This window comes from Yoonia vestfoldensis DSM 16212, assembly GCF_000382265.1.
Taxonomy (GTDB): Bacteria; Pseudomonadota; Alphaproteobacteria; order Rhodobacterales; family Rhodobacteraceae; genus Yoonia; species Yoonia vestfoldensis.
This window is the reverse complement of record NZ_KB907974.1, coordinates 151,360-168,453: the sequence shown is the minus strand read 5'-3', so window position 1 is coordinate 168,453 and position 17,094 is coordinate 151,360. Positions and strand designations below refer to the sequence as shown.

At 63.2% G+C, this 17,094-nt stretch carries 20 protein-coding genes and 1 tRNA gene; 9 read left to right on the top strand and 12 right to left on the bottom strand.

Going from position 1 to position 17,094, the window contains the following annotated elements; genetic code table 11:
* The first annotated feature begins 22 nt into the window (after positions 1 to 22).
* The 6 genes from argS (at position 23) to H147_RS21140 (ending at position 5,412) form a co-directional block, all read left to right on the top strand.
* Positions 23 to 1,765 (top strand): arginine--tRNA ligase, encoded by a 1,743-nt coding sequence (gene argS, locus H147_RS0102630; RefSeq protein WP_019953786.1) that lies wholly within the window; start codon positions 23 to 25, stop codon positions 1,763 to 1,765.
* A 69-nt stretch (positions 1,766 to 1,834) separates the two neighbouring features.
* Positions 1,835 to 2,764 carry an SPOR domain-containing protein gene (locus H147_RS0102625; protein WP_026352188.1) on the top strand — a complete coding sequence of 310 codons (930 nt, stop codon included), beginning with the start codon at positions 1,835 to 1,837 and terminating at the stop codon, positions 2,762 to 2,764.
* Entirely contained in the window at positions 2,765 to 3,754 is a 990-nt protein-coding gene (locus H147_RS0102620; protein ID WP_019953784.1) for a glycoside hydrolase family 3 N-terminal domain-containing protein, read from the top strand.
* 6 nt (positions 3,755 to 3,760) lie between these two features.
* Positions 3,761 to 4,555 (top strand): segregation and condensation protein A, encoded by a 795-nt coding sequence (locus H147_RS0102615; RefSeq protein ID WP_019953783.1) that lies wholly within the window; start codon positions 3,761 to 3,763, stop codon positions 4,553 to 4,555.
* On the top strand, positions 4,548 to 5,189 hold the full coding sequence (gene scpB, locus H147_RS0102610; RefSeq protein WP_019953782.1) for an SMC-Scp complex subunit ScpB: 642 nt from the start codon (positions 4,548 to 4,550) through the stop codon (positions 5,187 to 5,189). Before H147_RS0102615 ends, scpB begins: the two co-directional genes overlap by 8 nt.
* 46 nt (positions 5,190 to 5,235) lie before the next feature.
* On the top strand, positions 5,236 to 5,412 hold the full coding sequence (locus H147_RS21140; RefSeq protein ID WP_019953781.1) for a hypothetical protein: 177 nt from the start codon (positions 5,236 to 5,238) through the stop codon (positions 5,410 to 5,412).
* Here H147_RS21140 and H147_RS0102600 read toward each other — a convergent pair.
* The 8 genes from H147_RS0102600 to H147_RS0102565 form a co-directional block, all read right to left on the bottom strand.
* Positions 5,402 to 6,484, bottom strand: a complete 1,083-nt coding sequence (locus H147_RS0102600; RefSeq protein WP_026352187.1) for a 2'-deoxycytidine 5'-triphosphate deaminase — start codon at positions 6,482 to 6,484, stop codon at positions 5,402 to 5,404. The two genes, H147_RS21140 and H147_RS0102600, sit on opposite strands and share 11 nt — an antisense overlap.
* Before the next feature lie 73 nt (positions 6,485 to 6,557).
* Positions 6,558 to 6,634: transfer RNA gene (locus H147_RS0102595), tRNA-Pro, on the bottom strand.
* Positions 6,635 to 6,745: 111 nt separating this feature from the next.
* Positions 6,746 to 7,327 carry a MerR family transcriptional regulator gene (locus tag H147_RS0102590; RefSeq protein WP_019953779.1) on the bottom strand — a complete coding sequence of 194 codons (582 nt, stop codon included), beginning with the start codon at positions 7,325 to 7,327 and terminating at the stop codon, positions 6,746 to 6,748.
* Between the two features lie 3 nt (positions 7,328 to 7,330).
* Complete coding sequence (ihfA, locus tag H147_RS0102585; RefSeq protein WP_019953778.1) at positions 7,331 to 7,633, bottom strand: integration host factor subunit alpha; 303 nt, start codon at positions 7,631 to 7,633, stop codon at positions 7,331 to 7,333.
* A gap of 98 nt (positions 7,634 to 7,731) precedes the next feature.
* A complete protein-coding gene (locus H147_RS0102580; RefSeq protein ID WP_019953777.1) occupies positions 7,732 to 8,703 on the bottom strand; it encodes a beta-ketoacyl-ACP synthase III in 972 nt (323 codons plus the stop codon).
* 2 nt (positions 8,704 to 8,705) lie between these two features.
* Entirely contained in the window at positions 8,706 to 9,818 is a 1,113-nt protein-coding gene (plsX, locus tag H147_RS19250; protein WP_043699284.1) for a phosphate acyltransferase PlsX, read from the bottom strand.
* 22 nt (positions 9,819 to 9,840) lie between these two features.
* Positions 9,841 to 10,047, bottom strand: a complete 207-nt coding sequence (gene rpmF, locus H147_RS19245; RefSeq protein WP_019953775.1) for a 50S ribosomal protein L32 — start codon at positions 10,045 to 10,047, stop codon at positions 9,841 to 9,843.
* Positions 10,048 to 10,208: 161 nt separating this feature from the next.
* Positions 10,209 to 10,745 (bottom strand): YceD family protein, encoded by a 537-nt coding sequence (locus H147_RS0102565; protein WP_043699306.1) that lies wholly within the window; start codon positions 10,743 to 10,745, stop codon positions 10,209 to 10,211.
* A gap of 90 nt (positions 10,746 to 10,835) precedes the next feature.
* Between H147_RS0102565 and H147_RS0102560 the strand changes: the two genes are divergently transcribed.
* Complete coding sequence (locus H147_RS0102560; protein WP_019953773.1) at positions 10,836 to 11,321, top strand: outer membrane protein assembly factor BamE; 486 nt, start codon at positions 10,836 to 10,838, stop codon at positions 11,319 to 11,321.
* On the opposite strand, the gene msrB is transcribed toward H147_RS0102560, so the two are convergent.
* Positions 11,318 to 11,710, bottom strand: a complete 393-nt coding sequence (gene msrB / locus H147_RS0102555; RefSeq protein WP_019953772.1) for a peptide-methionine (R)-S-oxide reductase MsrB — start codon at positions 11,708 to 11,710, stop codon at positions 11,318 to 11,320. The two genes, H147_RS0102560 and msrB, sit on opposite strands and share 4 nt — an antisense overlap.
* A 66-nt stretch (positions 11,711 to 11,776) precedes the next feature.
* Here msrB and H147_RS0102550 point away from each other — a divergent pair, with 66 nt between their 5' ends.
* On the top strand, positions 11,777 to 12,493 hold the full coding sequence (locus H147_RS0102550) for a GNAT family N-acetyltransferase (protein WP_019953771.1): 717 nt from the start codon (positions 11,777 to 11,779) through the stop codon (positions 12,491 to 12,493).
* Between the two features lie 41 nt (positions 12,494 to 12,534).
* On the top strand, positions 12,535 to 14,343 hold the full coding sequence (locus H147_RS0102545) for an ABC-F family ATP-binding cassette domain-containing protein (RefSeq protein ID WP_019953770.1): 1,809 nt from the start codon (positions 12,535 to 12,537) through the stop codon (positions 14,341 to 14,343).
* On the opposite strand, the gene H147_RS0102540 is transcribed toward H147_RS0102545, so the two are convergent.
* The 3 genes from H147_RS0102540 to mazG all read right to left on the bottom strand — a co-directional run bounded on the left by H147_RS0102540 (position 14,344) and on the right by mazG (position 17,083).
* A complete protein-coding gene (locus H147_RS0102540) occupies positions 14,344 to 15,060 on the bottom strand; it encodes an SDR family NAD(P)-dependent oxidoreductase (protein ID WP_019953769.1) in 717 nt (238 codons plus the stop codon). It abuts the gene before it with no gap.
* 118 nt (positions 15,061 to 15,178) lie between these two features.
* Positions 15,179 to 16,183 carry a Fe(3+) ABC transporter substrate-binding protein gene (locus H147_RS0102535; protein WP_051108176.1) on the bottom strand — a complete coding sequence of 335 codons (1,005 nt, stop codon included), beginning with the start codon at positions 16,181 to 16,183 and terminating at the stop codon, positions 15,179 to 15,181.
* Positions 16,184 to 16,261: 78 nt separating this feature from the next.
* On the bottom strand, positions 16,262 to 17,083 hold the full coding sequence (mazG, locus tag H147_RS0102530; RefSeq protein WP_019953767.1) for a nucleoside triphosphate pyrophosphohydrolase: 822 nt from the start codon (positions 17,081 to 17,083) through the stop codon (positions 16,262 to 16,264).
* Between the last annotated feature and the right edge of the window lie 11 nt (positions 17,084 to 17,094).

The following is a 17,094-nucleotide window of genomic DNA, read 5'->3' as shown; positions in this document are numbered from 1 at the left end:
GATCAAAAATGGACCTGATATAATGAACCTTTTCGCTGATGTGCGGGGCCGTGTGCTGGCCTGTCTTGACCAGATGGTCGCCGATGGCGCGCTGCCACAGGGGCTGGCCATGGATGCTGTCGCGGTCGAACCTCCGCGTGATGCCGCACATGGCGATATGGCGACCAATGCCGCGATGGTGCTGGCCAAACCCGCAGGCCTGAACCCGCGTACGATTGCGGAAGCTTTGGCGGCCAAACTTATCGCCGATCCGATGATCGCCAGCGCCGATGTCGCGGGGCCCGGATTTCTGAACATGCGTCTGGTGCCCGCCGCCTGGCATGGCATCGTCAAGGCGGCGCTGTCAGATACCGCTTTCGGGCGGTCGAGCTTGGGGCAGGGGCAACGGATGCTGGTCGAATATGTCAGCGCCAACCCCACCGGGCCGCTGCATGTCGGTCACACACGCGGTGCCGTGTTCGGTGACGCATTGGCGAGCCTGCTCGATTACGCAGGCTATGACGTGACCCGCGAATATTACATCAACGACGGTGGCGCGCAGGTCGATGTTCTCGCGCGGTCGGTCTACATGCGCTATCTCGAGGCGCATGACCTGAGCGTGGACTGGCCCGAAGGCACCTATCCCGGCGACTACCTGATCCCTGTGGGCGAGGCGTTGAAAGCCAAAGTCGGCGATGCGTTCATCGACAAAGGCGAACAGTTCTGGCTCGAAGAGGTCCGCGAATTCGCCACCGATGCGATGATGGACCTGATCCGCGCCGATCTGGCGCAACTCAACATCACGATGGACAGCTTCTATTCCGAAAAGTCATTGTATGGCAGCGGCTTGATCGAGAAAGCAATTGCAGAACTTGATGCCAAGGGCCTGATCTATCGCGGCACGCTGGAACCCCCCAAAGGCAAGACGCCCGAGGATTGGGAACCGCGTGAACAGACCCTGTTCAGATCCACTGCGCACGGCGATGACGTGGACCGGCCAGTGCAGAAATCGGACGGGTCATGGACCTATTTCGCGCCCGACATCGCCTATCACTATGACAAGGTGCAGCGCGGCTATGACGCGCTGATCGACGTGTTTGGTGCCGACCACGGCGGATACGTCAAGCGGATGAAGGCAGCGGTCGCGGCACTATCGGACGGCAAGGTGCCGCTCGACATCAAGCTGACGCAGCTGGTGAAGCTTTACCAGAACGGCGAGCCGTTCAAGATGTCGAAACGGGCAGGGACATTCATCACCCTGCGCGACGTGGTGGACGAGGTCGGGCCTGACGTGACCCGTTTCCACATGCTGACGCGCAAGAATGACGCGCCGCTGGATTTCGATTTTGCAAAGGTGCTGGAACAATCCAAGGACAACCCCGTTTTCTATGTCCAATACGCCCACGCGCGGGTCAATTCCGTGCTGCGCAAGGCACTCGATGCAGGCATCGCCGTCGATGACGCCACATTGGCGGCGGTCGATCTGTCCGGCCTGACGCATGACGCCGAACTGGCTGTCGCGCGCAAGATCGCTGAATGGCCGCGGCTTGTGGAAATCGCGGCCAAAGGCCACGAGCCGCACAGGATTGCCTTCTATCTCTATGATATTGCGTCTGATTTCCACTCTTTGTGGAACCGTGGCAATGACGATCCCTCGCTGCGTTTCCTGCAGGAAGGTGATTCTGATACAACACAAGCGAAAATTGCGCTGATCCGGGCCGTTGCGATTGTCATTTCGCACGGTTTGGGTATTCTTGGCGTCACCCCGGCAGAAGAAATGCGATAACGCAGACCGCTGGACAAGGCAGAGCAGACGACCCGACAAGCCGCAAACGGCGCGGGCAGTGAGGCATTGATGGCGATATACGAGCAGGGGCAAGCCCCGAGATCGGGCAATGGGCGCGTGCAATCATGGATGAATGTCCTTGGTGCGCTGGTATCCTTGTCGCTGATGATCGGCATTGGCTATTGGGGCTATAAGCTGATCATGCGTGACGTGACGGGTATTCCCGTGGTGCGCGCCATGGAAGGCGACATGCGCGTGCTGCCTGACGATCCGGGTGGCGATATCGCCCGTCACGCAGGGCTGTCCGTCAACGAACTTGTCGCGATGGGCGAAGCTGCCGCCCCCGAAGACCGCTTGGTCCTGGCGCCGCGCGGGCCGGGTCTGGCGCGCGAAGACCTCGAAGCCTTCCCGATGACGGCTCTTGATGATGTGGGCGACGAAACGATGCTGCCCGTGGCCGTGCTGCCTGATGCCACCCAGATCTCGACCCCCGCGCAGAACATGGGTGCCACGGTCGAGGATGTGCTGGCCATGGTCGCCGAAATCACCGAAGCTGACGACGCCACAGAAGTTGCTGCGATGGACCGCGTGTCGGCGTCTGTGCCCGGCGTGTCCGTATCGCTGCGTCCGGTCCTGCGCCCGGCCTCGCTGCGCGCGGCAGCCGCGCCCGCCGCCACTGCAAATACATCCGCGCCGGCCGCCCCCGCGAATACCTCCGAAGTCGCGGTCACCACCGCCAGCTTTGCGACCGGCACCGACCTTGTGCAGTTGGGCGCGTTCTCGACCCCCGCCTTGGCGGCGGAAGAATGGGCACGGCTTGAATCCCGCTTTGGCGCGCTGATGAACGGGCGCGAACGTGTGGTACAGGTCAGCACCCAAAGCAGCGGCACATGGTACCGTCTCCGCGCCAGCGGCTTTTCCGATCGCGACGATGCCCGCCGGTTCTGCGCCGCCTTGCAGGCCGAAGGCGCGGAATGCATCGCGGTCGTGGTCAATTAAGTGACCCAGACAGCGGCGATCTTTGGCCCAGCCGCACTGGAGGTGACAGCATGGGAGCGCGGGTTTTTCCGTGATGCGGACCCTTGGGGTTTCATCCTGTTCGCCCGCAACATCGACACCCCCGACCAATTGCGCCGCCTGACCGGCGATTTGCGCGATGTCCTGGGCCGCGCCGCACCGATCCTGATCGACCAAGAGGGCGGGCGCGTGCAGCGGATGCGCAGCCCCCTTTGGCGCGACTATCTGCCCGCGCTCGACCAGATGGCCCGCGCGTCTGACCCCCTTCGCGCGCAATGGCTGCGCTACCGGCTGATCGCACGGGACCTGCTGTCCGTCGGCATCGACGTCAACTGCGCCCCCCTGGCCGATGTGGCCGAGGATGCGACCCATCCATTCCTGCAAAACCGGCTTTACGGGTGGGACGTGCCCACGGTCGTCGCCGCCGCGCGCGCCTGTGCTGATGGCCTGTTGGCAGGCGGCGTCCTGCCCGTGCTGAAACACATCCCCGGTCACGGGCGCGCGCAGGCCGACAGCCATCTGGCCCTGCCGCGTGTGAGCGCGAGCGTGGACGACCTGACCGCCCATGATTTCGCACCCTTCGCGGCCTTGCGTGACCTGCCCTTGGGCATGACCGCGCATATCGTCTTCGACGCGCTTGATCCTGACCGGCCCGCGACGACCTCGCCCGTGATGATGCAGGTGATCCGCGACCAGATCGGGTTCGACGGGCTGCTGATGACCGATGATCTGTCGATGCAGGCGCTGGCGGGCACCGTGACCGACCGCAGCCTTGCCGCCGTCGGCGCAGGCTGCGACCTGATCCTGCATTGCAACGGTGACGCGCAGGAAATGGCCGACGTGGCCAAGGCCGCCGGCGCCTTGTCGCCTCAGGCGATAATCCGCGCCGACCGCGCCTTGGCCCTGCGCAAGCCGCCTGAAAAGATTGACATCGCAGCGCTAGAGGCCGAATTTGAAGCGCTTATGGCGTGAGGTCCAATGCAGCCCGATGAATTTGAGGAAGATACCGACCGTATCAGCGCCCGCGTTGCCGCCGAGGCGCTGATCGTCGATGTCGGTGCCTTTGAAGGGCCGCTCGATCTGCTGCTGACACTGTCGCGCACCCAAAAGGTCGATCTGCGCCAGATTTCCATTCTGGCATTGGCACAGCAATATCTGGCCTTCGTCGAACAGGCCAAGGCGCTGCGGCTGGAACTGGCCGCCGATTACCTTGTGATGGCGGCCTGGCTCGCCTTCCTCAAATCACGGCTCCTGCTGCCGCCCGACCCGCGCGAGGCCGGACCATCGGGCGAGGAACTGGCCGCACATCTGGCCTTCCAGCTGGAACGGCTGGCCGCCATGCGCGAGGCGGCAGCGAAACTGATGGCGCGCGATCAACTGAGCCGCGATTTTTTCGCGCGCGGCATCACCGAAGACGTGCAGCGTGTCCGCCGGATCAGCTATACCGCGACCTTGCTTGATCTGATGCAGGGCTATGCGCGCATCCGCACGCGCGACGATTTCCGTCCCTTCGTGCTGGACCGGCAGCATGTGATGACGATGGAACAGGCGCTGGAACGGATGCGGCACCTCATTGGCTTTGCCGGTGACTGGACGGATATTTCCAGCTATCTGCCAGATGGCTGGGACGCCGATCCGCAACGCAGGCGGTCGACCACGGCGGCGACATTCGCCGCGTCGCTGGAACTGGCCAAGGAAGGCAAGATCGAAATCCGGCAAGGCGACACCTTTGCGCCGATCCAGATTCGCAAGAAAGAACCGCGCAATGGCTAAACCGCAAAACGACAGCCTGTTCGACGCACCCCCCATGGGCGAACAGGAACGCATGGTCGAGGCGATCCTGTTCGCCACCGCCGACCCCGTCACCGTGCAGGACCTGATCGGGCGGATGCCGCATGGCTGCGACCCTGCCGAGGCGCTGGCCTATTTGCGCAAACGCTACGAAGGGCGCGGCGTCAACGTGGTGCGCATCGGCGATGCCTGGGCGATCCGCACGGCGCCGGACCTTGGGTTCCTGATGCAAAAGGAAATCGTCGAAACCCGCAAATTGTCACGCGCGGCCATCGAAACGCTGGCCATCGTTGCCTATCACCAGCCGGTGACGCGCGCCGAGATCGAGGAAATCCGCGGCGTCAGCGTCAGTCGCGGCACCATCGACCAGCTGATCGAAATGGAATGGATCAGGTTCGGGCGGCGCAAGATGACACCGGGCCGGCCCGTGACCTTTGTAGTGACGCAAGGTTTCCTTGACCATTTCGGTCTGGAAAACGCCCGCGACCTGCCGGGGCTCAAGGAATTGCGCGGGGCAGGTCTGCTCGAAAACCGCCCGCCACCCGGCACCGTCCCCTTGGGCGAGACCGAGGATGACAGTGCCGATGCAGGCCAGTCCGAGCTCTTTGAAGATTGAGCGTGCTGCCCTATGTTGCGCGCATGGTGGGTGAAAGGATGGAACGATGAACATGAACCGCGTGATCAACATGGTCGTCCGGCAGGTGATGAACCGCGGGATCGGCAAAGGCATGCAGATGCTGTCCAAACGCGGCGGGCAGACGGGCAAACAGGCCCCGGGTGCCGGTCAGTCCAAGCAGTTGCAGCAGGGCATGCGCCTGCTGCGCCGCTTCATGCGCTAGGTTTGAAATGCTTGGACAGCTTCAATCCCTGTCCTTGATAGTTCGACTTGATCGCCTGCCCGTACAAAGCCTCGGGCAGGGCGGCCATATGCTCGTAAACCAGCCGCCCCACGACTTGCCCGTGTTCCAGCACAAATGGCGCCTCGTGGCAGCGCACCTCCAGCACCCCGCGTGATCCGGCCCCTCCTGCGGCGGCGTAGCCGAAACCGGGGTCGAAAAAGCCCGCGTAATGCACGCGGAATTCGCCCACCATGGCCAGATAGGGCGCCATTTCGGCAGCCTGCATCGGCGGGATGACAATCGCCTCGCGGCTGACAAGGATATAGAACGCGCCGGGATCAAGGATGATCCAGCCGGTATCGGTATGCACCGGTTCCCAGAATTCGGCGGGGTCGTAATGGTTGAGCTTGCCCAGATCGATCACGCCCGTATGCGGCTTGGCGCGGTAACCGACCAGATTGCCCGCCTCGGGGCGCAGATCGACGGAAAAGCCCAAACCGTCCGAAATCATCGGATCACCCGACACGATGGGTGTGGTGCCATGCAGCGCGCGCAGGTCGTCATCGGACATGATGGTCTTGCCCTGACGAAAGATGATCTGGTTCAGCATCTGCCCCGGCTGGGCCACGACCGAAAAAGACCGCGGGCAAATCTCGACATAAAGCGGGCCGTCATAGCCCGCGGGCACACGGTCGAATTCGACGCCGTGATCGGTGATGATCCGCGTCAGCAGGTCCAACCGCCCGATGGATGACTTCGCCGAAGCCGCCCCCGTCATCCCCTGCGGCAAGGACAGGCTTTCCATCAAGGGCACCACATAGACGCAGCCTTTTTCCAGCACGGCCCCGCCTGTCAGGTCGATGGCATGCATCTGGAAATCCGCGAGCCGTTCGGCCACCCTGCGCTGGCGACCCGCCAGAAACGACGCGCGCACACGGTAGGCGACAGCGCCCAAGCGCAGATCAAGCGAGGCAGGCTGGATCTGGCCTGCATCGATGGGCGCGTCCGCACGGATCGCGCCCGTGGCGATCATCGCGCGGATCTGATGGTCTGCCAGAACGCCGTTTTGCATGAAAATCATCCCCTTGGCACCTGCCAGACATCAAAACGCCCGCTGCGCGCAAACGCAAGCGGGCGGTTATGATTGGTCGGGCTAGCAGGACTCGAACCTGCGACCTTCCGTCCCCCAGACGGACGCGCTACCAGGCTGCGCTATAGCCCGACTAGGCGTGTTCATACTGGAATCTGGGGCGGGAACAAGCCCGAAAAGCATCATCTTCTGAGCCTAAATATCCCCGCCGGAGGCCAGAAAACGTCTTGGAGCAACCGCCGCTCAGGCGTGGCGCATCCGGTCACGCACCGCATCCAGACGGGCCAGCATCGGCGCGATGCGCGCCGCGTGCGCCTTCAAAGCCGCAGGGTGCACAGGCGCGCGGCCGATCAGGCGGGCAGGCACATCGGGCAGTTCGCGCGGCGGTTCGGCAAAGACCGGATCGCGGCGCGGTGGCACCGGCACGTCATCGAATGGCAAGGCCGTCTGCGCGGGACGCGGTACCACGGGCGCGGGCTCTGCCGCCTGCGGCGTGGCGGCGGGCGCGGCCACCGGCGTCGCGTCTTGGATATCCGCCGCGATCTCAGCTGTGACACTCGGCCCGAGTGAGGCCACGTATTTCACGCCCTTCTCGCGCAAGAGCTTCTGGGTGCCCTTGATCGTCACCCCGTCTTCATGCAGCAATTGCTTGATGCCGCCCAGCAGGTCCATGTCGCTGGGGCGGTAATACCGCCGCCCACCCGCGCCCTTGACGGGCCGGATCTGGCTGAACTTGGTTTCCCAGAATCGCAGCACATGGGTCGGGGTGTCGAGCCATTCCGCGACTTCGGAAATCGTGCGAAAGGCTTCGCGGGCTTTGGCCATGGCTCAGGTCTTGTTTCCGGCCGCGACGCGATCCTTCATCAGATGCGATGGCCTGAATGTCAGCACGCGGCGGGGATGGATCGGGACTTCTTCGCCGGTCTTGGGGTTGCGCCCCACGCGGGCGGCCTTTTCGCGGACCGAAAACGTCCCGAAGGACGAAATCTTGACGGTATCCCCCGCCACCAGCGAATCGGAAACATGCGTCAGCACGCTTTCCACCAGATCAGCGCTGTCATTGCGCGACAGCCCCACCTCACTATGGACAGCGTCCGCCAGGTCCATGCGTGTCAAAGTCTTGTCCGCCATACCTCATCCCCTCGCCAATTCGCGCTAACATTGGCGCGGAGCAATTTCAGAGTCAATAACAAGGACTTGGCAAAGCCGGTTCAGCGCGTGCTTTCACCCTACCAGCGCAGCACGACCGACCCCCAGGCCAGACCGCCGCCGATGGCCTCTGTCACGACCAGATCGCCGCGCTTGATCTGGCCGTTGGCCACACCCACCGACAGCGCCAGCGGGATCGAGGCGGCGGATGTATTGCCATGGTCCTGCACGGTGACGACCACGCGGTCCATGCCGACGCCGAGCTTTTTCGCGGTGGCCTGAATGATCCGGATATTGGCCTGATGCGGCACGACCCATGTCACGTCATCGGCGGTCAGCCCGACCTTGTGCAGCGCGGTATCGGCGGTCGCGGCCAGTTTTTCGACGGCGTGGCGGAAGACTTCCTTGCCTTCCATGCGCAACATGCCGGTGTTCTGCGTGGAGACGCCGCCATCGACATACAGCAGGTCACGGTAACGTCCGTCAGAGTTCAGATCCGTCGACAGAATGCCGCGATCCGCAGTGCTGCCGTCGCCATCTTCGGCCGACAGGATCAAAGCACCCGCGCCGTCTCCGAACAAAACGCATGTCGACCGGTCGGTCCAGTCCATGATCTTGCTGAAGGTTTCGGCCCCGATGACCATGACACTCTGCGCCTGACCGGATGTGATCAGCGCGTTGGCGGTGGACAGGGCATAGACGAAACCCGCGCAAACCGCTTGGATATCAAAGGCATAGCCAGTGGTGTTGCCAATCGCATGCTGCACCATCGTGGCCGCCGACGGAAATGTCAGGTCGGCGGTCGATGTGGCCAGAACGATGGCGTCGATCTCGCTTGCGGCCATGCCGGCCGACGCAAGGGCTGCTTTGGCGGCATGGGTGGCCAGATCGGATGTCGTCTCGCCAGAGGCTGCGAAATGGCGGCGTTCGATGCCGGACCGCGCCTTGATCCATTCGTCGGTCGTCTCCAGAGTCTTTTCGAATTCGCTATTGGGAACAATACGTTCGGGAAGATAATGCCCGATTCCCTTGACCACTGCGCGACGTGTCATTTCTACTTGCCTGTCTTGGTGTCGACCGTATCGGCAGCACCTTCTTGGCCCTGATCTTGGGCAAGTGCGGCGGCGGATGCAACCCGTGCCGCCAGTTTGTCCGAAAAGCCGGTCTGCGCCAGCCGATAGGCCAGATGCAGGGCTGCGGCGACACCCGTTTCGTCCGCCGATCCATGGCTTTTGATGACGGTCTGGTTCAGCCCCAGAAACACGCCGCCGTTCACACGGCGCGGGTCGATCCGTTTGCGCAACCGGCGCAGCGATCCCCCCGCCAGCAGCGCACCCATCATCGACAGCGGATTGCCCATCATCGCCCCGCGCAGCAATTCGCTGATCAATGTCGCGGTGCCTTCGCCGGTTTTCAGCGCGACATTGCCGGTGAACCCGTCGGTGACGATCACATCGACCTTGTTGGACGGCAAATCGCCGCCCTCGACGAAGCCTACATAGTCGAATTCGCCCTTTTCGGCCGCGCGCGCGATCAATTCATGCGCGACCTTCAGTTCGGCGCGGCCCTTGTGTTCTTCGGTGCCCACGTTCAGCAGCCCCACGCGCGGGCGGGCGATGTCCAGACCGTTGCGGGCATAGGACGCGCCCATCAACGCATAGGTCAAAAGGTCATCCTGATCGGCCCGGATATCGGCACCGGCATCCAGCATCACGTTGAACCCGGCGGGGTTGCGCGACGGCCACAGACAGGCGATGGCGGGGCGGTTGACACCTTCGGCCTTGCGCAGGCGGAGCATCGACAGGGCCATCAACCCGCCGGTATTGCCGCAACTGACGCAAACCGCGGCCTGCCCGTCGCGCACCGCGTCGATGGCGGACCACATGGACGTGCGCTTGCCATGCCGCAGCACATGGCTGGGCTTGTCCGACATCTTGACCACATCGCTTGCGTCATGGACGGTCACGCGGTCCGCGATCTTGTAAGCGGCGACCAGCGGGTCCAGTTCGGCCTTGGGGCCGTGCAGCAGCGCATGGGCGTTGGGTGTGGCGCTCAGAAACTTAGAAAGGCCCGCAACCACCGTTGCAGGCCCTTTGTCGCCACCCATGGCATCAACAGAAAGCACATTGGCCGATGTCGAGACTGGTCCCGTCTGGCGCTGTATCATGCTGTTGTGCCTGCGTTACAGCTTATGCTGCGTCTTCGTCCAGATCGACCTCGGTCGTGTTGGCGACGACTTCACGTGTCGCGTAATGGCCGCAGGACGGGCACACATGGTGCGGACGCTTCATTTCCCCGCAGTTGTCGCATTCGTTGGGGTTTGCAGCGACAAGAGAGTCGTGCGCGCGCCGGTTGTTGCGGCGGGATTTGGAAACTTTATTCTGCTGGACGGCCATGACGGAACCCTATGATAGACGGGCACGCGGCCCTGATTTGTGCATCTGTCGGGGGTCCTACGCCAATCTGGCAGCCCTGTCGAGACGCTGTATGAAAGAGGCCGCGAACATACTGCGATTCCCGCGCGGCGCAACCCCTTTTCGGGGTGGTGGAAAAGCGGTCAATCGTCCTTGTTTTTCAGGCTGTCGCGCAACGCGCCAAGGCCTGCAAAGGGGCGTGCCGCCTCGTCTGTCAAAGGCGCAACACCCTTGCGGGTATAGACGACCTGGCCCAGTTCGGCCCCGTCGGCGCGCGGATATAGCGGCAAGGCCAGCGCCAGAGCCTCGGTCAGCACGGCATAAAGGTCGATGCTGTCGGGCAGGGGTTCGAGCGTGTCATCCTCTGGCATCTCGACCTCTGTGCCGGTCGTTTCGGGCAGGTCGGCCAGATATTGACGCGTCACCGCCTCGTCGATCCGGGTCGTGACAGGGTCGAGCGTGACGACGCAATCCTGCACCACCGTCGCCCCCAGCTGCGCCGTCAGCACCCAGTCCTTGCGCCCTTGCGGGGTCAGGTTCCCTTCGAAACGCAGCTTCTTGATGCCCACGATCCCCAAAGTGTCCGCGATGGCGGTGCGGTCGTCGGCATCTGGCGTCAGCGCAAAGCTGGTGCCGCGTGACGCGGCAAGGTCTGCCAAACGCAAGAGTGATTGTGGCATCTGGGGCAAGGCTGCTTCCATTCTTGAACAGGGGCGGGCGGTGATGTAGTGGGGATAAAAGGCATCAGATGCCAAAGCAAGGGGCCTCACATGAACATGACCAAACTGCGCGACAGCCTGCGGGTATCGGGTTTTGTGCTGGCGGTCGTGGCGGTTTCGGCCTGCACACCGATGACCCGTTTCCACGGCTTCGCCCCCGATGCGCGCGAACTCGCGCAGGTGCAGGTCGGGCAATCCACCCGCAGCGATGTCGTGACCCTGTTCGGCCCGCCCACATCGGATGGCGGGTTGCGGAACGACACGATCTACTACGTCGCCAGCCAGTTCGACCGCATCGGCCCCTTCGCCCCGCAAGAGGTGGACCGCACCGTCATCGCCGTCAGCTTTGACGCCAGCGACCGCGTGCGCAACGTCATCCGCTACACGCTGGAGGACGGGCGCGTCGTGCAGCTTGACCGCCGCGTCACCGATGACGGGATCGAGGACGTGGGCGTGCTGGAACAGCTTCTTGGCTCGTTCGGCCGGGTCGACGCTGGTACGCTGCTAGGTGCGGACGACGGCGGCGGCGATCTTTAATCCGCAGGTTCAAACGTCAGCGCCACCCCGTTCATGCAATACCGCAGCCCCGTGGGCGCTGGCCCATCTGGGAACACATGCCCCAGATGCGCGTCGCAGCGGGCGCAATGCACCTCTGTCCGCGTCATAAAGAACCCGCGATCCACCGATTCCCCGACCTGCTCGGGCGAGAGCGGTTCATAGAACGACGGCCAGCCGGTGCCGCTTTCGAACTTGGCACCCTGATCGAACAACGGCGCGCCGCAGCAGACGCACATATACGTGCCGGGGTCCTTTGGGAAATTCTCATGGGTGCCTGCGCGTTCGGTGCCATGTTTGCGCGTGACCTTGAAGGCCAGATCGGACAATTGTTCGCGCCATTCGGCATCGGTCTTGATGATTTTATCCATGTCATATTCCTTTTTCCGGTCTTGTGCATAAGGTAGGGTGCAAGACCCCTATCGCCAAGGCAGGCCATGACAATCGCATTCGAAATCGGCCGGTATCGTGCCCGACTGGCGGCAACGCCCGACGATCTGGCGGCCTGCCAGCGCCTGCGGCACGCCTGCTTTTTCGGCCACGCCGGTCTGGACCGCGATGCCTTTGATGCGCGCTGCCGTCATCTGATGATCGAGGATGCGGCAGGCCGACTGGTCGCTGCTGCGCGCATCCTCTTGATCGGGCAGGGCGCGGATCTGGCGCAAAGCTATGCGGCGCAGTTCTACGACCTCTCGGGCCTGACCGCCCAGCCCGGCCCGTTGCTCGAACTGGGGCGGTTCTGCATCGCGGCCGACGTGCTGGATGCCGATGTGGTGCGTGTGGCCTGGGGTGCGCTGGCAGGTATTGTGGACGAGGCGGGCGTGCAGACCCTGTTCGGCTGCACCAGTTTCACGGGCACCGATCCCGCGCGCTATGGCGCGGCCTTTGCGCGGCTGGCGGCCCAGCATCAGGGGCCTGCGCCGCTGCGCCCCGGCATCAAGGCGCGCGAGGTTGTGGCGTTGAACGGGCAGGGAGACGGCACAGCCCCTTTGCCGTCGCTGTTGCGCTCCTACCTCGCGATGGGTGGCTGGGTCGGCGATCATGCGGTCGTGGACCGGCAGATGAACACGCTGCATGTGTTCACCTGCCTTGATATTGCGGCCGTCCCACCTGCACGCGCGCGCGCCTTGCGCGCCGTGATGGGTGCGCGCTGAAACCCCTTGCACTGGCGCAAGCCACGCAATAGCAGGCGGACATGGCACGCGCACCCCTTCTCCAGATTTCCGATATCGCCCTGACCTTTGGCGGCGATCCCGTTTTTGCCGACCTCTCGCTGGTGATCCAGCCGGGCGACCGTGTGGCCCTTGTCGGGCGCAACGGATCGGGCAAATCCACCCTGATGAAGGTGATGGCGGGCCTTGTGCTGCCCGACAGCGGCACGCGCGTGGCCTCGCCCGGCGTGCAGGTCGGTTATATGGAGCAGGACCCCGAGATGAAGGGGTTCGCCACCTTGGGCGATTACGCAGCCAGCGGTCTGCCGCCCGAGGAATCCTACAAGGTCGACATGGTCGCCGAAGGGCTGAAATTCGACCCCGCAGGTGCTGTCGCGACCGCATCTGGCGGGGAACGCCGCCGCGCGGCACTGGCCAAGCTGATGGCCGAAGCCCCCGAATTGATGCTGCTCGACGAGCCGACGAACCATCTGGATATCGAAGCCATCGCCTGGCTGGAAAACGAGCTTAAACAGACCCGCGCCGCTTTTGTGCTGATCAGCCACGACCGCGCTTTTTTGCGTGCGCTGACCCGCGCGACGCTCTGGATCGACCGGGGTGCGGTGCGCCGCGCCGAACAGGGATTCGATGCCTTCGAGGAATGGCGCGGCAAGATCTGGGAAGAAGAAGACCAGCAGCGCCACAAACTCAACCGCAAGATCAAGGCCGAGGCCCGCTGGGCCGTCGAAGGCATCTCTGCTCGCCGCACCCGCAACCAGGGGCGTCTGCGCGCGTTGCAGGACCTGCGCGCCGAAAAGGCAGGCCAGATCCGCCGCCAAGGCACGGCGGCGATGGCGTTTGATGGCGGGTCTACATCAGGCCGCAAGGTCGTGGAATGTTTCGGGCTGACCAAAGCCTTTGACGGCAAAAGCATCGTGCAGGGGCTGGACCTGACCGTGCAGCGCGGCGACAGGATCGCCTTTGTCGGGCCAAACGGTGTTGGAAAAACAACCCTTATCAAGATGTTGCTGGGGCAAGTTGAACCTGATGCGGGGCAGGTGAAACTCGGCACCAAGCTTGACATCGCGGTGTTCGATCAGACCCGCGCGGCGCTGAACCAGGACATGACCCTGTGGGAAAATCTGGCCAACGATCCCGAACTGGGGGTGTCCGGCAAATCCGACCAGATCATGGTGCGCGGCACGCCGAAACATGTCGTCGGATACCTCAAGGAATTCCTGTTCGACGAGGCGCAGGCGCGCGCGCCTGTCCGCTCGCTCTCGGGCGGTGAAAAGGCGCGGCTCTTGCTCGCACGGTTGATGGCGCGGGAAAGCAACCTTCTGGTGCTGGACGAACCGACCAACGATCTCGACATCGAAACGCTCGATCTGTTGCAGGACATTCTGGGCGATTACGACGGCACCGTGCTGCTGGTCAGCCACGACCGCGATTTCCTTGACCGCGTGGCGACAACAACCATCGCGATGGAAGGCAACGGGCAGGCCGTCGTCTATCCCGGCGGCTGGTCGGATTACCGCGACCAGCGCGGCGGCGATTTCACAGAATCAGCTACGGCCACCAAGCCATTGGCCAAAAAGGACAAACCCGCCGAGAAGAAATCCGGCGGCGGGCTGAGTTTCACCGAAAAGCACAGGCTCGACGCATTGCCAGCGCTGATCGCGACCCTGACGGCGGAAATCGGCAAGCTGGAAGAACTGCTCGCTGATCCCGCACTTTTCACCGACAATCCGGTCAAATTCGCCAAAGCCACCGACGCGCTGATCGCCCGCCAGATGCAGCTGTCCGATGCCGAGGATGAATGGCTGGTGCTGGAAGAAAAAGCCGCCGGCTGATCACGGCATCCGCAACGCGCCGTCCAGCCGGATCGTGGTGCCGTTGAGGTAGTCACATTCCACGATGAACCGCGCCAGGGCTGCAAATTCCGCCGGATCGCCAAGGCGCGCCGGGTGGATCACATCCCGGGCCAGCCCCGCCATCACCTCCTCGCCCAGTGATTCGAGCATCGGCGTGCGGAAAATCCCCGGTGCGATGGCCATCACACGGATGCCATTGCGCCCCAGATCACGTGCCATGGGCAAGGACAGGCCTGCAATACCCGCCTTGGACGCGGCATAGGCCGCCTGTCCCTTTTGCCCGTCGAAGGCCGCAACAGAGGCCGTGTTGATGATCACGCCACCTTGCGTCATGCGCGCTGCGGCCAACCGCGCCACGTTGAACGTCCCACACAGATTGATATCGATCGTGCGCGCAAAGCTGTCCTGCCGATGCGGCCCGTCGCGGCCCAGCGTCTTTTCCGCCGTGGCGATCCCTGCGCAATTCACCGCGACATTCAGGCCCGTGACCTGATCCAGACCCGCCGCAACGCTGGCCTCATCGGTCACATCGACCTGCGCGAACCCCGCGCCGATCTGTGCTGCAAAGTCCGCACCCGCCGGATCGCGGTCAAAGATCGTGACCTGCGCCCCGGCCGCCACAAAGGCCTGCGCCGTCGCCGCCCCCAGACCGGATGCGCCCCCCGTCACAATGGCCACTGCTTTTGATATATCCATCCATTCCTCCCGTTGCGGCAAAACCTGCCGAAACAATATCGAAATGGAAACCCCCATCTTCCAAGCCCAAATATCCTCGGGGGGTCTGGGGGGCCGACAGCCCCCCGCCTGTCTTGCCTCAGCCGTCGAAGTTCACTTCTTCCATGATCCGCACCGATGCGGGGCGGTTTGTGGCCAGTTCGTTCAAGTCCACGTCATCAGGTGTGAATTCGCCCCAGCTCACGACCAGATCTGACACGGCTGCACCTTCCAACACGGGATATTCGTGGTTGGTTTCGGCATAGATCGCCTGCGCCGTCGGCGAGACGAGGAATTCCATCAACTGCACCGCTTCGTCACGGTTCGGCGCGGATTGGGTCATGGCGATGCCCGACACGTTCACATGGGTGCCGCCATCCTCGAAGGTCGGAAAGATGATGCGCACGGCATTGGCCCATTCCTGCTGTTCTGGGTCCGCCAGCATCGCGCCCATGTAATAGGTGTTGGTCAGCGAGATGTCGCATTCGCCCGCCCAGATCGCACGGACCTGCGCGCGGTCGTTGCCTTCGGGCTTGCGCGCGAGGTTTTCGCGCAGACCGGCGGCCCATTCGCGCGCACCGTCTTCGCCCTTGTGCGCGATCACGGCGGACAGCAGCGCCAGACTGTAATTGTTCAGACCCGAGCGCGAACAGATCCGGCCTGCCCATTTTTCATCGGTCAGATCTTCGTAGGTTGTGACTTCGCCATCGGCGACGCGGTCGTTCGAGGCATAGATCACGCGCGCACGAGTGGTCAGACCGAACCACAGGTTTTCGTCGCTGCGCAGTTCGGCAGGGATCGCCGTGGTCAGCACGTCGCTTTCCACGGGCTGCACCACACCGGCGTCCACGATCTGTTTGAGGTTCGCGATATCGACGGTCATCACCAGATCGGCAGGCGAACGCGCACCTTCGGCCGTCAGCCGTTCGACCAGACCGTTGTCGATGAAGGACAGATTGACAGGGATGCCGGTTTCGGCGGTGAAAGCATCCACGACCGGCTGGATCAGCGCAGGTTCGCGGGTGGTATAGATGTTGACATCGGCAATGGCCGGTCCGGCAATGGCGGCGCAGGTGCTGGCCATGAGAATGTTACGCAGGTTCATGCGAAGGCTCCTTGGTTGAACTGGCGCCTTTAAGCCTGAGTCTTTTACTCGGGTCAATACCTGAATATTTTAGTCGGACTAATTTTGGCCTTTCTCCAGCGCCTTCTGCACGTCCCAGAGTGCGTCCATTTCCGCGAGATCACTGTCGGCGGGTGTCTTGCCCTGCACCGCGAGCGCCGCTTCGATCCCCTTGAACCGGCGTGTGAATTTGTCGTTGGTGCCGCGCAGCGCGGCTTCCGGATCAACGCCCAGATGCCGTGCCAGATTGGCGAGCACGAACAACAGATCGCCCATTTCATCGGCGATTTCTGCCTCGGATAGGCTGTCACGGGCGGCGACCAGCTCGCCCGCCTCTTCGACGATCTTGTCGAGCACATGGGATGTGTCGGGCCAGTCGAACCCCACCCGCGCTGCGCGTTTTTGCAGTTTGACCGCGCGCATCAGCGCGGGCAGGCCAAGGGCGACGCCATCCAGCACGCCGCCTTGGGCCTTGCCTGCGCGTTCGGCGGCCTTGATCTTTTCCCAATCGGCGACCTGCTGGTCGGCGGTTTTGTCGCGGTTCTCGTCGCCAAACACATGCGGATGCCGTGCGACCATCTTGTCGGCGATATTGCGCGCCACGGACTCGAAGGTGAAATGCCCGGCCTCGGCCCCCATCTGCGCGTGATAGACGGTTTGGAGCAGGAGATCGCCCAGTTCACCCTCCAGCTCGGGCCAGTCGGCGCGGGCGATGGCATCGGCGACCTCATAGGCTTCCTCGATCGTGTAGGGGGCGATCGTGGCGAAATCCTGCGCGATGTCCCAAGGGCAGCCCGTGGCGGGGTCGCGCAACCGGCGCATGATTTCCAAAAGACGCGGCATACCGCCGTCGGGGTCATGGATCAGGGCATCTTCCGCCATTGCAGCCACCT

What these genes read in the sequence shown, in the direction of transcription:
- argS (WP_019953786.1), top strand. Translation starts at nt 23, where the DNA reads ATGAACCTTTTCGCTGATGTGCGGGGCCGTGTGCTGGCCTGTCTTGAC.
- H147_RS0102625 (WP_026352188.1), top strand. Translation starts at nt 1,835, where the DNA reads ATGGCGATATACGAGCAGGGGCAAGCCCCGAGATCGGGCAATGGGCGC.
- H147_RS0102615 (WP_019953783.1), top strand. Translation starts at nt 3,761, where the DNA reads ATGCAGCCCGATGAATTTGAGGAAGATACCGACCGTATCAGCGCCCGC.
- scpB (WP_019953782.1), top strand. Translation starts at nt 4,548, where the DNA reads ATGGCTAAACCGCAAAACGACAGCCTGTTCGACGCACCCCCCATGGGC.
- H147_RS21140 (WP_019953781.1), top strand. Translation starts at nt 5,236, where the DNA reads ATGAACATGAACCGCGTGATCAACATGGTCGTCCGGCAGGTGATGAAC.
- H147_RS0102600 (WP_026352187.1), bottom strand. Translation starts at nt 6,484, where the DNA reads ATGCAAAACGGCGTTCTGGCAGACCATCAGATCCGCGCGATGATCGCC.
- H147_RS0102590 (WP_019953779.1), bottom strand. Translation starts at nt 7,327, where the DNA reads ATGGCCAAAGCCCGCGAAGCCTTTCGCACGATTTCCGAAGTCGCGGAA.
- ihfA (WP_019953778.1), bottom strand. Translation starts at nt 7,633, where the DNA reads ATGGCGGACAAGACTTTGACACGCATGGACCTGGCGGACGCTGTCCAT.
- H147_RS0102580 (WP_019953777.1), bottom strand. Translation starts at nt 8,703, where the DNA reads ATGACACGTCGCGCAGTGGTCAAGGGAATCGGGCATTATCTTCCCGAA.
- plsX (WP_043699284.1), bottom strand. Translation starts at nt 9,818, where the DNA reads ATGATACAGCGCCAGACGGGACCAGTCTCGACATCGGCCAATGTGCTT.
- rpmF (WP_019953775.1), bottom strand. Translation starts at nt 10,047, where the DNA reads ATGGCCGTCCAGCAGAATAAAGTTTCCAAATCCCGCCGCAACAACCGG.
- H147_RS0102565 (WP_043699306.1), bottom strand. Translation starts at nt 10,745, where the DNA reads ATGCCACAATCACTCTTGCGTTTGGCAGACCTTGCCGCGTCACGCGGC.
- H147_RS0102560 (WP_019953773.1), top strand. Translation starts at nt 10,836, where the DNA reads ATGAACATGACCAAACTGCGCGACAGCCTGCGGGTATCGGGTTTTGTG.
- msrB (WP_019953772.1), bottom strand. Translation starts at nt 11,710, where the DNA reads ATGGATAAAATCATCAAGACCGATGCCGAATGGCGCGAACAATTGTCC.
- H147_RS0102550 (WP_019953771.1), top strand. Translation starts at nt 11,777, where the DNA reads ATGACAATCGCATTCGAAATCGGCCGGTATCGTGCCCGACTGGCGGCA.
- H147_RS0102545 (WP_019953770.1), top strand. Translation starts at nt 12,535, where the DNA reads ATGGCACGCGCACCCCTTCTCCAGATTTCCGATATCGCCCTGACCTTT.
- H147_RS0102540 (WP_019953769.1), bottom strand. Translation starts at nt 15,060, where the DNA reads ATGGATATATCAAAAGCAGTGGCCATTGTGACGGGGGGCGCATCCGGT.
- H147_RS0102535 (WP_051108176.1), bottom strand. Translation starts at nt 16,183, where the DNA reads ATGAACCTGCGTAACATTCTCATGGCCAGCACCTGCGCCGCCATTGCC.
- mazG (WP_019953767.1), bottom strand. Translation starts at nt 17,083, where the DNA reads ATGGCGGAAGATGCCCTGATCCATGACCCCGACGGCGGTATGCCGCGT.